Source organism: Novosphingobium sp. HR1a, from assembly GCF_015594425.1.
In the GTDB taxonomy this organism is placed as follows: Bacteria; Pseudomonadota; Alphaproteobacteria; order Sphingomonadales; family Sphingomonadaceae; genus Novosphingobium; species Novosphingobium resinovorum_A.
In genome coordinates this window covers 25705-39153 of sequence record NZ_JABXWS010000113.1, presented here as the reverse complement: position 1 = coordinate 39153, position 13449 = coordinate 25705, and the positions used below count along the sequence as shown (strand labels likewise).

13 protein-coding genes are annotated in these 13449 nt (G+C 63.5%); 9 read left to right on the top strand and 4 right to left on the bottom strand.

Annotated elements, in window-relative coordinates; all coding sequences use genetic code 11:
• Positions 1-296 precede the first annotated feature (296 nt).
• Together HWN72_RS29815 and HWN72_RS29810 are read left to right on the top strand one after the other, a co-directional pair.
• Entirely contained in the window at positions 297-1955 is a 1659-nt protein-coding gene (locus HWN72_RS29815; protein WP_211152195.1) for an ATP-binding protein, read from the top strand.
• Between the two features lie 47 nt (positions 1956-2002).
• Positions 2003-4282 (top strand): TonB-dependent receptor, encoded by a 2280-nt coding sequence (locus HWN72_RS29810; protein ID WP_211152194.1) that lies wholly within the window; start codon positions 2003-2005, stop codon positions 4280-4282.
• Positions 4283-4316: 34 nt separating this feature from the next.
• On the opposite strand, the gene HWN72_RS31480 is transcribed toward HWN72_RS29810, so the two are convergent.
• The 3 genes from HWN72_RS31480 to HWN72_RS29795 form a co-directional block, all read right to left on the bottom strand.
• Entirely contained in the window at positions 4317-4829 is a 513-nt protein-coding gene (locus HWN72_RS31480; protein WP_248006467.1) for a hypothetical protein, read from the bottom strand.
• A 664-nt stretch (positions 4830-5493) separates the two neighbouring features.
• The gene (locus tag HWN72_RS29800) at positions 5494-5658 is read right to left on the bottom strand and encodes a hypothetical protein (RefSeq protein WP_156800016.1); all 165 of its coding nucleotides are present in this window, start codon (positions 5656-5658) and stop codon (positions 5494-5496) included.
• A 280-nt stretch (positions 5659-5938) separates the two neighbouring features.
• Complete coding sequence (locus tag HWN72_RS29795; protein WP_248006466.1) at positions 5939-6313, bottom strand: thermonuclease family protein; 375 nt, start codon at positions 6311-6313, stop codon at positions 5939-5941.
• Between the two features lie 521 nt (positions 6314-6834).
• Between HWN72_RS29795 and HWN72_RS29790 the strand changes: the two genes are divergently transcribed.
• The 6 genes from HWN72_RS29790 (at position 6835) to HWN72_RS29765 (ending at position 11819) form a co-directional block, all read left to right on the top strand.
• A complete protein-coding gene (locus HWN72_RS29790) occupies positions 6835-7854 on the top strand; it encodes an ArdC family protein (protein ID WP_211152193.1) in 1020 nt (339 codons plus the stop codon).
• Positions 7851-8261 carry a DUF2958 domain-containing protein gene (locus HWN72_RS29785; protein WP_008831237.1) on the top strand — a complete coding sequence of 137 codons (411 nt, stop codon included), beginning with the start codon at positions 7851-7853 and terminating at the stop codon, positions 8259-8261. The genes HWN72_RS29790 and HWN72_RS29785 overlap by 4 nt, the downstream gene beginning before the upstream one ends.
• A 91-nt stretch (positions 8262-8352) precedes the next feature.
• Positions 8353-10182, top strand: coding sequence for a ParB/RepB/Spo0J family partition protein (locus HWN72_RS29780; protein ID WP_211152192.1), 1830 nt, complete (start codon positions 8353-8355; stop codon positions 10180-10182).
• Between the two features lie 244 nt (positions 10183-10426).
• Positions 10427-10714, top strand: a complete 288-nt coding sequence (locus HWN72_RS29775) for a type II toxin-antitoxin system RelE/ParE family toxin (protein WP_211152191.1) — start codon at positions 10427-10429, stop codon at positions 10712-10714.
• A gap of 38 nt (positions 10715-10752) precedes the next feature.
• Complete coding sequence (locus HWN72_RS29770) at positions 10753-11040, top strand: addiction module antidote protein (RefSeq protein ID WP_069710097.1); 288 nt, start codon at positions 10753-10755, stop codon at positions 11038-11040.
• Between the two features lie 458 nt (positions 11041-11498).
• The gene (locus HWN72_RS29765) at positions 11499-11819 is read left to right on the top strand and encodes a DUF736 family protein (RefSeq protein WP_008832418.1); all 321 of its coding nucleotides are present in this window, start codon (positions 11499-11501) and stop codon (positions 11817-11819) included.
• Positions 11820-12004: 185 nt separating this feature from the next.
• Here HWN72_RS29765 and HWN72_RS29760 read toward each other — a convergent pair whose 3' ends face one another.
• Positions 12005-12430 carry a hypothetical protein gene (locus tag HWN72_RS29760; protein WP_069710096.1) on the bottom strand — a complete coding sequence of 142 codons (426 nt, stop codon included), beginning with the start codon at positions 12428-12430 and terminating at the stop codon, positions 12005-12007.
• 401 nt (positions 12431-12831) lie between these two features.
• On the opposite strand from HWN72_RS29760, the gene HWN72_RS29755 reads away from it, so the two are divergent.
• Positions 12832-13056 (top strand): hypothetical protein, encoded by a 225-nt coding sequence (locus HWN72_RS29755; RefSeq protein ID WP_069710095.1) that lies wholly within the window; start codon positions 12832-12834, stop codon positions 13054-13056.
• The last annotated feature ends 393 nt before the right edge of the window (positions 13057-13449 follow it).

Here is a 13449-nt window from a genome sequence, read left to right as displayed (position 1 = left end):
TTCGCATGGAGGGGCCGAGGGACAATATATTCCATGGTATGGGGTGAGGTTCGCGCTCGCTCGGATATAAGCGAACCAAGCTGAGCGCTGGGCTGTGCGCTAAAGGGCTAGGTCGGAGTGGTCGGCAAGGAACGTCGGACGAAGCTCGGTTATCTCCAGAGGTAGGTTCGGTAGTTCCCGAATATTCGAAGGAATGTCTCGCAATGCGGGTGTGAAGAAACGGGAATCGGATAAGGTCTCAGAAGGCTCGGGGTGACAGCGTCGTGATATCGCATTGGCTGCGCCGGAGGCGTTCTATGGCGCGGGATCGCGACGCCTCGGACCTGTCAGTCGATCGTCCGACGGACGATGCGCTCTCTGCAGCCCGGGCGCTGGCCGATCCAATTCCGCATCTGCTTGTCTGGGTCGATCTGGAAGGCCGCATCCGGTTTCTGAACCGGCACTACACGGAGCTGACCGGACAAGACCGGGACGAGGCCGTCATTCACCAGACCTGGCGCGACAAGGTGCATCCCGACGATCTCGAAGGACTGTCCGCGGCGCTCAGCATGGGACAGCCAGGGGATGCCGGGGTCCAGTTCGAGTTCCGCCTCCGACACGCCGACAGTTCCTATCGTTGGATGCTCCTCTCGGCTCGGGCCGGGGAGGAGACCGCCAAGGGCGGTCTATGGCAGGCCGAGGCGACTGACATCCAGGGGCGACTGTCCGCCGAGGAGGAGCTTCAGGATCTACAAAGAACATTTCAGGACCGGCTGGCCAGGCAGACGGCAGAACTGGTGAGGACCGAGGCGCGGTATTCGAGCCTGTTTTCGGTCAGCAAGATCGCGTTCGCGGAGCAGGAGATGGCCGACGCGGCGGTCATCCTTCACCGGTTGAAGCAGCAGGGGGTCACGGATCTCGCAGTCTACATGGCCGAGCATCCCGAGGTGCTCCAGGAATGCGTCGCAGCCGTCCGGACCGTGTCGGTCAACGAGGCATGCATGCGGATGCTCGGCTTCGACGATGTCGATGGCGCCGTAGACCGCCCAGTCGACAGCACGGCCGAGGACATCGAAGCCGTTCTGCTGCGGCAGTTCGAGATGATCTTCTACGGCCTAGAGAATGTGGAAGGCCGCGTGATGCTGATCGGCGCGGCCGGCCGTCGCGTCCCGGTTTTCTATTCTGTCACTCGGCTGGCCGACGAGCGGCAGCTCTCCAGCCTTGTCGACATCAGCAGTCAGGAACGTATTGAAGAGATGCGGCTGGCCGCGCAGGAGGAACTCGCGCGGGCGAACAGGGTCGCCACGGTAGGCGCCTTCTCGGCATCGATCGCCCATGAACTCAACCAGCCGGTCGCCTCAGTCAGCATCGACGCGAACACCGGCCTTCGCCTCTTGCGACGCGATGCTCCTGACATTGCCGCGGCCATAAGGGTGCTCGAACGGATGTCGTCGACCACCCAGCGGATCGCGACCATTGTAAAGCACACCCACGACCAAATCACGAGCGGGCACCAACTTGTGGAGAGGGTCGACCTCGTCGAGCTGGTCGGCAGGACCTGCGACCTCCTGGCGAGGGACATGCGCAGCGTCGGCATCCGCCTCCGCAACGAGTGCAAAGGCGAAATTCCGGCTGTCATGGGCAACTTCGTGGATCTCCAGCAGGTCGTCATCAATCTGATCAATAATGCCCGGGATTCCATGACAGTTGCCGGGACCGGAAAGGAGGTCATCGTCGGCCTGCGCGTGATCGGGAGCGAGGTCGAGCTCTCCGTTTCGGATCTCGGGACCGGCATCCCGGAAACGGACATCGACCGGCTTTTCGAGCCGTTCTTCACCACGAAGGAGGGAGGCATCGGTCTCGGCTTGCAGATTTGCCTCTCGACCATCCACCGCCTGGGAGGCTCGATGCACGCGGCCAACCGTCCCGAGCGAGGTGCGGTCTTCTCCTTCAAACTGCCGGTAGCGGTGTCGTGACGAGGCGATGGAGCATACTTGCCGGAGCCGCGGCCATCCTCCAGGCGATGACAGCTGCTCCAGCCCTCGCGCAGGCCGGCAGTGCCGGTGAAGAGGCCCGTGCGACGGAAGACGATAGCGGCGATAAGCGCGAGATACTGGTTACTGCACGTCGAAGGACCGAGCGGCTGCAGGCGGTCCCGATCGCTGTGACCGTGGCCGACGACCGGGATCTGGGGCGAGCGGACGTTCAGAGCGTCTCCGGGCTGGGGGCGATCACGCCGTCGATCAGCTTCCGCAACGCCAACATCGCCAGCTCGACCGCGAACCTGATCGTTCGGGGTCTCGGAACCTCGGGAAGCAACAGGAGCTTCGAGGGATCGGTCGCCATTTTCGTCGATGGCGTGTACCGGACGCGGGCCGCCGCGGCTCTGCAGAACTTCCTCGACGTGGGCGAGGTGCAAGTTCTCCGTGGGCCGCAGAGCACACTGTTCGGAAAGAACACGACCGCGGGCGCAGTCCTGCTGTCATCGACACGTCCTAGGTTCGACGCCATCTCGGGAAAGGGGGAGATCGCATATGGCTCCTACGACACTCTGCTACTACGGGCGTCGACGAACCTTCCGCTAGCGGACCATGCCGCACTCCGAATTGCGACGACCATTTCCCATACAGCCGGGTTCTACTCCGACGTCACGCGTAACCGATCGCTGAACGGTTCAACCACTAGGGGCGCGAAGGCCGACCTGCTGGTGGAACTGGCCGGCGGCACCACTGTGCAGTTGATAGGCGACGTCTCCAGAGGAACCGGCAACTGCTGCTACGCGACGTCCCCGGTCGTCGTCGGTCCGCTCCAGCCCTTCATCGACTCACTGATCGTCGCTGCGGGCGGCGTAGTTCCCTCGGAGCGCCCCCGGGATCGACAGCAGAGCCTGAACGGGGATGGCCGAGAGGCCGTGGATGACTACGGCGCAGCGCTGATCATCGAGGCCGCTGTATTCGGTGGAGCGCTCAAGTCGACGACTGGCTACCGGCACTATTCAGTCGATCAGATCAACATGGATCCGGACTTCTCGGGCGCGGACATCTTCCGCTACGACGAGAGCTTCAGGAGCCGCTTCCTGTCGCAGGAGGTCACCTTTTCTCTGCCCGTCGAGAGACTGAGCGGGACGCTTCTCCTCGGGGCGTTCGTATCTGACGAGCAGCTTGTGATGGGACGCAAACTACCGTGGGGTGCGCAGGCGCAACCGGTGTGGGACGCGCTGCTCTCCGGTCTCGGCCTGCCGCCTGGGACCGCAGACGCTTCTCCGGGTCTTATCGCGCATGAGGACATGGGTGGCGCCGCCCGGACCTATTCGGTTTTTGCCCATGCGGAGACGCGCCTGACGAGTCGGCTGAGCATCGCTGGAGGCATCCGCTACTCGATCGAGGACAAGACAGGCAGGTTCGCCTACCGCTACTATCGGCCGGCGGCAGCGGAGCCGTTCCGGCTGCTGGGGATCCAGCCGGGCCCACCATATGACGCCACGCATCACGACGGCGCGATCAGCGGCACGGCCGGGATCGAGTTTCAAGCCTCCTCGTCGACGCTTCTCTACGCCACCTACAATCACGGCTTCAAATCCGGCGGGGTGAACATCGACGCCAACGGGGCGGGAACTCGCGAGAACAATCCTGCCGAGGTTCCGGGAGGAAGGCCGCTCGATCCCGAATACCGACCGGAAACCATCGACGCGTTCGAGGTGGGCGCGAAGGTTTCGTATCTCGGCGGTGCGGCGCGGACGAACGTGGCGCTGTTCCACTACGACATCAGCAGCCTCCAGATCGCCCAGTTCGTCGGCACCCGCACGACCGTCATCAACGCGAAGGGGGCGGAGGACTATGGTGTCGAGATCGAGAACAGGTTGCACCTCACCAGGCACCTGGCGCTCGACGCGGATCTGACATGGATAGCGCGCGCCCGATATGACGCTGCCGGCGGGATCGACCCGGTGCTCGCGGGCGCCCGCTTCCGCTTCGCGCCCCGGGTGAGCGCCAATCTGGCCGCCAGCATCGATGCGCCTGTATCCCGGACCATGTCTGTCACCGGTAGGGTTCAATACCGATACACAAGCAGCCAGTTCGTCGACACGGCGGGTAGCTATCGGCAGGGTCCCGTCGACATCCTCGACATTAAGGCGGGGGTCGGGTTCCCATCCGCTCGCCTCAATCTGGAGGTCGGCGTGCGCAACCTGCTCGACGTGACCTATGTCGAACAGGTGTTGGCTACACCGCTGCAGGCCGGCTCCTACAGCGGATTTCTCGGAGCGCCGCGAACCTTCGAGGCCAGGGTCACCAAGACGTTCTGACCACTACGGTCGAAGACCCGACGGCACCGGACGATCAGTCGAACAGCTTGGCCGCAGTGGTTGCCACCAGCATGCCCTGGTGGCGAGAGCCCGCGAGTTCGATCTCGGAAGGATGCCTCGAACCGTCGCTGCCCGCGATCGTGGTCGCGCCGTAAGGGGCGACCACGACGATCTCGTCGATCGTGCCCTGCCCGGGATGGCTGTAGGGGAGACCGACGATGGTCATACCGAAGTGCATGAGGTTGGTCATGATCGAGAAGCGCTTAATCGCCTTGCGGCGGTTTATTTTCCCCTCGACCTGACCGCTGGACCAAGGCGTGGCGATTGCGACGGCGATTGCGTCCTTGTCCGCCTCCGCGCCGGCGGCGAGCTTAGTGTCTGCCGCCATGGCGATCCATGGATCGAGCCGCGCTTCGTCCTTCGAGCGCATCATGGCATGAAAGCGATCGAGGGCCTCACGTGCGATGATCAGCGCGGGCACGGCCTTTTCGATCACCGCGTTGATCAAGACGGTTTGCGCAGAACCGGTCTCGCGTTCCGTGGTCATGCTGCGCGCAATGGACACCAGGCGCGGCTGAAGTGCAAGCCTGCGGTAGCCGCGACGTGCAGTGCAGCCCGTCAGAGCTACGCTGATGCCATGCCGGTTTGCACTTCGAATGGCGAGGGATCCCTCTGCTCGACGAACTGGCCGCCCGCATGTGGGCATCGTGCGAGACTTAAGACCCGGCGACGCAGTGGACAAAGGAATAGGACTATGCTGGGCCGCACTGGCAGTTCGTCTTCCGGAACTATGCGCGCACATTCCTGGCAGCGGCGCGCGGGGATCACGATCGCGACGGGTAAGCCCAGCCCCCGGGCCGGATGAACGGTTTCGTGATCGACTTTATCGATATCGCCGGGCACGAGGCGGAGCAGGAGCCCATCCAGCCCTGCGGCTGGCGCTTGCCTAGCTCTCGACCAGCCTCATCGCAGAGGACTGGCAAATAGAGCGCTTTTGGACCCGCTTGACGTAACCGCCCGGCACCCACGGCATGAACCTTTACTTTCAGACGCGGGATGTTTCGATCTATCTCAACCGCTGGAAAATCCTGGCTAAGGAGCGATCAGAGCCACGAAAGCGAGGGAGCTCAACGCGCGGTCAAGGCTGAGAAACGCGACCGGCAAACCGATAAGGATCGAGGCGACGGCAGCGCCGCCCCAATAGCGCCGGGTCATTCGCGCTCTCCCGCATGATCAACCACAACTATGTCGATCATCGCTCGAAAGAAGGCGAGCAAATCCGCCGCCGGCATCGCAGGAACTTGGAAGGCTCCGTGATCGATGGCGCGCTCCACATCTTCTTCCGTTGCCTTGCGGCGAGCAACCGATACGTCCATCCGACAATCTCCGATTTCTGTCGGTCAAATCATCGACTTGCATAACATAGATTATTCTCGCACGACGTTGCATTCGTGCACACAGGATTTGAAATCCGGCAGAAGCTTGTGAAATTTTTGTTCCGCAGGCCCGGCCTATCGCGGCAGCGCAAGCGCTTTCCTCGTAAGCTTCAAGATGCCTAGTTGCCTTCCTCCCGATACGGGCTCGGCTGTTCGAAAAAGCCCGTAGCGACCGTGATATGAGTTCATATCGAGGGTAAGGACAGGCAGCCGTCCTCGGTTACTCGCCCCAGCGCCGCGCCAACCCTCGCCTGATCAGGTATTCGCCCGCGTCGCGGTCGTTGACATAGATATTTGCCAGCGTGCGGCCATAGCGGTCCTTCCCGAAGCGCTCGATGGACACGCGCCCCGTCAGCAGGAACGACTGCAGGGCGTCCCGGCTGGCCGCACCTTTCGCGAAATCGCACCAGGCTGGATTCTTCGAGCCAGCGAGGCGCCGCCGCTGGGCTGGCTCGCATCGAGGCGAGTCCTGCACCTCCGGCGCGTCGATCGACTGGAGGCGCACCTTCTCGCCGGTGCAGAGCCGAATGGTGTCGCCGTCATGCACCGTCGCGATGCAAAGGCCGGAGGCGAGCAGCAGGGGAATGGCGATCATGCCCGATCCCATGCACGCCATCGCGTCATCGTGCCAGCCGAGATGGAACCAGCTGCGATGACAATCCCGAAGGTTCACCCCTTCATCTGATCCCTGCGGCATTGTGTGATTGCAGCGATCCCTTGAGAACCGAGAGACCCGGAGGGGCGCCTCGCTGTGCGAGCGCGCTCTCACGTCGCCGACCTTGCAGGCCAGCGCCGCCGAGCCCTGCAAGACAGGTCTCGGCCATCCGGTTTCGATCGCTGGCGCGTGCGGCAGGCAGGCCTGCCTGATACAGGCGCGCGCTGCGCGGCGCGGCGTTGGGCGTTGGTCCTTCCCTTCGAGCGGAGGTGGGCTTTCGTCGCCGTCCTGGGCCCGCGCGCGGCCCATGCAAATGCCGGCAGGCAGGCATTCCTCCACGTGCGTTGCGGCCCTTCGGGTGCATGAACCGCTCGTGCGCGGACCCCGTGCGTCTCCTCGCCGCCCACCCCCGCTCCTGCGGGGGACCAATGCTGGATTGGGGCGGTGTCAGGAGGCAAGGCATGGTTTCCCGTTCCCCGCGCAGCGCTGGCGGCAGGCAGCGCAAGGCATCCCGCTGTGTGTCGCCACAGGCCGAGCGGTCCAATCTCTACGATACCGTAACAGCCAAGATCATCGCCCAGCTTGAGGAAGGGCGGCTGCCGTGGGTGCAGCCTTGGGGCAGGGTGGATGGAGTGCCGGGCTGCCCGGCGCTTCCTCGCAATGCCCTGACCGGGCGGCAGTACTCCGGGATCAACATCCTGCTCCTATGGGGAGAGGGGATCGCGGGCGGCTATTCCTCGCAGCGCTGGCTGACCTTCCGGCAGGCGCTGGAAGCAGGCGGGCATGTCCGCAAGGGCGAGCAGGGGACCATGGTGGTCTATGCCGATCGCTTCGTGCCCGAGACCGAGAGGGCAAGGGTGGAGGCAGCGGGCGGCGAGGCGCGCGCGGTGCCGTTCCTCAAGCGCTTCACCGTCTTCAACGTCGCGCAGTGCGATGGTCTGCCCGGTGAGATGGCGTACGATCCCGCACCGCTGCCCGAGCGCGAGATCATCCCGCTCGCCGAAGAGGTCATTACCGCGAGCGGCGTGGATTTCCGGATCGGCGGGGACAAGGCATTCTATGCGCCGGGCCCGGACTACGTACAGGTTCCGCCGCAGCCCGCGTTCCACGACCAGATCAATTATTACCGGACCTGCCTGCACGAACTGACGCACGCGGTCGGCCATCCCTCGCGCCTGAACCGCAAGCTGATCAATTCGTTCGGCTCGAAGGACTATGCCCGCGAGGAACTCTGCGCGGAAATGGGTTCGGCTTTCCTGTGCGCTGCGCTCGGCATCGTCCCGACCGTGCGCCATGCCGATTACATCGGCGCATGGCTGGACGTGGTGCGCGAGGATTCCCGCGCGATCTTCAAGGCGGCTAGTCAGGCCAGCAAGGCCGCCGACTGGCTGCTTGCCCGGCATGCCGCCGCGAGCGCTGGCGGACACGCGGGCGCAGGTGCGCAATGCGCTGAGAGTGCCGGGGGGAAGGTGCCCGCATGAGTCTGCTCTCCCGCACAGCGTCCCGGATGCTGCTGGCCAATGCCCGCATGAGCGCGCGGCATCCCGCCTTCGATCCCTATCCACTGGTTCGGCTGTTCAATCCGCTCGGGCCCGGCACGTGGCTGGTCAGCGAGCTCTATCCGGATGGGGACACTCTGTTCGGTCTCGCCGATCTCGGTTTCGGGTGCCCGGAACTGGGCTGTTTCAGCCTGCGCGAAGTGGCGGGCATCCATCTGCCCTTCGGGATGGGGATCGAGCGCGACCGCATGTTTCGTACCCGCCAGCGCATGTCGCGATGGACCGAAGTCTCGCGCCTGCTCGGATCGATCGGCGCGGCGCAGGCCTACCTTGACCAGATGGAACGCGCCTTCGGTTCCATCCCTGAAATTCCGCTGAAACGCGGATGACGCGGGCGGCCGTTCGCCGCCATCCCAAAAGCCGGTCCGCCCGACCATTCCACCTGAAGGACGGACCGGCCCCTCACTAGGAGTAAGGCTTATGAAACTCGCTTTTGTCCATCTCGACAAGCTTTGTGTGAGCAGGCTCAACATGCGCTACGCGCGCAAGGCCCCCGATGTCTCCGACATCCTGCCCACCGTCAGGGCGCGGGGCGTCCTCCAGCCCATCATCGTGCGGCCCTGCAGCGGAGCCGAGGGCGAAACCGGCCATCACGAAATCCTTGCCGGGGCGCGGCGCTTTCATGCCGCGCAGATCATAGAACAGGAATGCACTGGACAGCCGGGCCACGAGCCCGCGCAACTGCCGTGCGCCATTCTTGAAGACGGCGATGATGCCGCCGCCATCGAGGCCTCGCTGATCGAGAACAGTGCCCGGCTCGACCCCGACGAGGTGTCGCGCTGGGAATGCTTCATCCGGCTGGTGAAGGAGGGGCGCAAGCCCGCCGACATCGCCGCGACCTTCGGTCTGCCCGATCTTGCGGTGAAGCGCATCCTCGCGCTCGGCAATCTCCTGCCGCGCATCCGCGACCTCTACCGCCGCGAGGAGATCGACGCAGGCACGGTGCGCCACCTCACCCTCGCCTCAAAGAGCCAGCAGAAGGCATGGCTGGCGCTGCTCGATGATCCCGGCGCCTATGCTCCCAGAGGTTTCAATCTCAAGGGCTGGCTGTTCGCGGGCCAGTCGATCCCGGCCAGGCATGCGCTGTTCGACGTGAGCACCAGCGGCCTCGCGACCGTCGCCGACCTGTTCGGCGAGGACAGCTATTTCGCTGACGCGCCCGCGTTCTGGACCGCCCAGAATGGGGCAATCGAGGCGCGGCGCGGCGAATACCTCGAGCAGGGCTGGGCCGATGCTGTGGTGATCGGTCCCGACGCCCATTTCCACGTCTGGGAGCATGAGAAGACACCCAAGCGCAAGGGCGGGCGGGTCTATCTCGATGTGCGCGCCAATGGCGAGGTGATCGCCCATGAAGGCTTCCTCAGCCGCAAGGAGGCCGCTCGCCTCGCCAAGGCTGGTACGAACGCGCAGGGCGACGCCGGTATCAAGGCCGTCCGTCCCGAACTGACCGCCAACATGCAGACCTATATCCACCTGCACCGCCATGCCGCCGTCCGGGCCGAACTGCTTGCCTTTCCGGGCGCCGCGCTGCGCCTCATGGCGGCTCACGTCATCGTCGGCTCGCATCTCTGGCGGGTCACGCCCGAGCCGCAGGCTGCCCGCAGCGATGCCATCGCCGAAAGCATCGCGAACAGTGCCGCCGAAACCGTGTTCGACCGCGCGCGGGTCGATGTGCTCGCCATGCTCGGCTTGCCCACGGAAGAGCCGCATGTGACCGGTGCGGAAAAGCCCAATGGCATGTGCGCCCTGTTCGCACGGCTCCTGCTGCTTCCCGACAGTGCCGTCATGGCCCTCATCGCAGTCGTCATGGGCGAGACGCTGGCAGCGGGGAGCCCGGTCGTCGAGGCGCTGGCGCGCGAGATGGGCGCGGACATGCAGCACTGGTGGAAGGCCGACGATGCCTTCTTCGAGCCGCTGCGCGACCGTGAAGTCCTGCTTGCCATTCTGGGCGAAGTGGGCGGATCGGAAGTCGCGTCCGCCAGCACCTGCGAGAAGGCGAAGACCATCAAGGCGATCATCCGCGATCACCTCGATGGTGCGAACGGACGCGAGCGCTGCGAGAACTGGGTGCCGCGCTGGATGGCGTTTCCGCCTGCCGCGTACACCGCGCGCGGCGGGGTCGAAACCGTCGATGCTCATCGCCGATCCCTGATCGTCGCGGATGATTATGATGTCGACGCCTCCGAAACCGGCTTGGAGCCCGATGACAGGCCCGACGACGGTGACGCGCTGGACGTGATCGCGGCATAGACAGCCGCCCGCTCCATCGGACCGGGGCGGCAAGCGCCGCCCCGGTCTTTGCAAAGGGGAGAAGGGGCGAGGGGTCGTGGAATGTTCGCCGCTGGCGGGCTTCCCTTCCATCGGAAGCCCGCCAGGAAGCACGGCGCCCCGCATCAAGGATCGGTTTCGCGGCACGGCCGTCTAGCTGGTCATGTACCGGCAGGGTGTCACTTAAATATTGACACCTGAGCGCCGTCACTTAAAAGGGACGCCAATGGAGGTAACGCAAACTGCGGTCTTCGCGCAGTGGTTTCACCGTCTACGCGACCCAAAGGCGCAGTCCAGGATCGCGCAGCGGATCGCTCGCATCGAGATCGGCCTGATGGGCGATGTGAAATCGGTGGGAGACGGCGTATCCGAAGCCCGCATCGATTATGGGCCGGGTTACCGGCTCTATTTCACGCGGCGCGGAGATGAGCTGGTTATCCTGCTGGTCGGCGGCGACAAGTCCTCCCAGCAGCGGGATATCGCCAGAGCAAGGCAACTCGCGGCTCAGCTCTGAGACGCACAGCAACTGGCCAGGCCAAGGAGGGCAGCGCCATGACTATCGAACTTACCCGCTTCGATGCGGCCACGTATCTCACTCAGCCGGAAGATCAGGCGCAGCTCCTCGCAGCGGCGGTCGAGTCCGGCGATCCGCACATTGTCGCCAAGGCGATCGGCATTGTCGCGCGCGCCCACGGCATGACCGAGCTCGCCCGCGAAACCGGAATGAAGCGCCAGCAACTCTACCGGGCGCTTGGCCCCGATGGCAATCCGACCCTCGAAACCATGCTCAAGGTCCTGCCCGCGCTCGGCCTCAGGATGCGGATCGAGGCGGCCGCCTGAGCAAAGGCTGCGACTGTTTCGCTCCCCCATTGGGCTTTCTGCCGCTGACCACCTCACCGCGAACTGGCGGACCTGCAAAAGGGAAGGCGGAAAGCAACGCCAAGGCGCGGGTTGTCCCGTCATATCGCGCCGTGAGCGCGTGCAAGCTTTGCGTCGGGCCCTTCAGGCGTCGTGGGTGCCCCGAATATCGATGAAAATGTTCTGCCCCCAGTGCAATGCCCGAAACCATCGGCTCCAAAGGCACTGACCTGGAGCATCGCGCATGCCTGCCAAACCATCGCCTCCGGCTTATTTCCCCGCCCGCCGAAGCGGGCTCCTCGCGGGCGCTGCGCTTCAAATAAGCCTGCGGCTCCGGTCCTCCGCTGCGCTACGGCCTGACGGTTAGCACCCCTGCTGGCGCCGCTCTGCCGGTCTGCCTATCGCCCGGATGGTTCGGGCGGACCTTCAGGAGACAGAACATGCCCGCAATCGGTTACGTCACCCGCTCCGGCTCGATCTTCAAGGGCCAGCTTCGCACCCTCTCGATCCGTGCCGAAATCGAAATCTCCCCGAACCCGCGCAAGAGCGCCGACAGCCATCCCGATTTTCGCATCACATCGGCCGGTGTCGAGGTCGGCGCCGGATGGCAGCGCCGCAGCGAGGCAACCGGAAACGACTACGTGTCGCTCACCCTGGCAGCGCCCGAGTTCGGTCCCCGACGCCTCTATGCCAACCTTGGGCGTGCAGCCGGCCAGGAGGACGAGGAAACCTACGCCATCATCTGGAACCCCGCCGACTGATGCCGGGCCTGCTCCCCGGCGCCGCCGGGGAGCAGAATCTGCAATTGACGCCTGCGCCAACCCGGAGTGAACAGGTATTTATTTATAGAAGCAGTCTTCTATTTATATTTGCAAAACCTAAAAACTAATCCCGGCATGAAAATTCAGTTTAAATGCCCGGATGCAGCCAAAGAGCGAGTGTGATATTAATACATATCCAGTGATTGGCAGATCGCGCTCGGTGGTGCGTTGGTCGCCTCGATGGTATTCATCATCGCCGCCATGCTGGTCGACTTTAGGTCCTCGATCACTCTGTTGCGGACAGGTCGGAACCAGTGGTCATCGCTGGAAACAAATTCCAGCAACATGGTCTCCACAAGGTGCGCATTGATCGACATCGAAAACGCTAAACCCTCGGAAGTCTCATGCTCGCCCCATACCACAACCAGAGGAAGGTCGGCAGATCGAGCCTCGAAGTCCTCTTCGGACCTGATGTCGGGCCTGTAACGCGGAGAAAGTCCGTCACTTTTGGAAAGTCCCGCCATGACCAGGGACCGCAGTGTTTGTTCCAAGTCCATTTCCGGCGTTTCGACCTTTGGTCTCGCCTTCCTGAACCATCCGAAAATCGCCAATATGATCTCCTGAAAGATAACTGACTTGCGGTGGGATCATGATCGACCCTGAACAGAAAACAAGCTCTTGGATAGCGGGGGACATTCCACGTCGCCCAGCCCGATAGCTGATTGTATCCAGGAAGGTAGCGGGCCTGTATTCCGGCGCGGCGCCCAGCCGATAGGGTGGAAACTTCTCTCTCAGACTTTCGATCGTGTCATGCGCCGCTCGGCCGCCTCAAGGATGAGCGGTTCCCCCAATTTTGCCGCAGCCTCCACTCCGCTTTGCTCCGCTACAGCTACGACAAAATCGGCACCCCCACTCCCCGCTGCGCGGCGCCCGGATAAACCCGGGCGTCCCTGACCCGGCCGATCGCCGCACGAACCGGCGCGCCCTGTCATCAAGAAGACAGGAGGTCATTATGCAGACGATTTCGAACTCAGCGCTCGCCGACGATGCCGCCTACTTTGCGGCTTGCGCGAAGGCAGCACGCCGCGCCCGGTACAGCTACTTCACGCAGTACGTCATCATGGACGGAGAGCTGGGCTATCTCGCTGTGGACGAAGGCGACTACAGCCCGATGCCGATGGAGATGGTCGACAGGGTAGTCTACGCCGTCACCGGGCTACTGGATGACGAGATCTGACTACCGAGGGGAGGGCCGCTAAGGCTCTCCCTTATCAAAATCGCTGCCTGCAAGTCCTCACGGATTGCAGAAATTTCCTCCCCTTCCAGCGCTGGCGGCCAGTGCAGCAAACGTTTAGCGTACCCTGTGCCACCACACACGCATTGTACGCACGGGTGCTGCTCACCAAAGCGATTATTTTCAGCAGCTTAGATCAAATTCCTAAGGCGGCTGGGACACATTTTGTGCCCTAGGAATTTTTGAAGCAAGGTTTTTTGTTCTCATTTTGAAAAGGAGCGGAGCCGCATTTCCGGGCTGGGTGAGCTTCAACTTGATCCCTATGTGGCCGATTGCAGCGGCTATCGTAATCCCTTGCGCGGCGCAGCATCCGAGACCTTCATGATACGCGCGGGT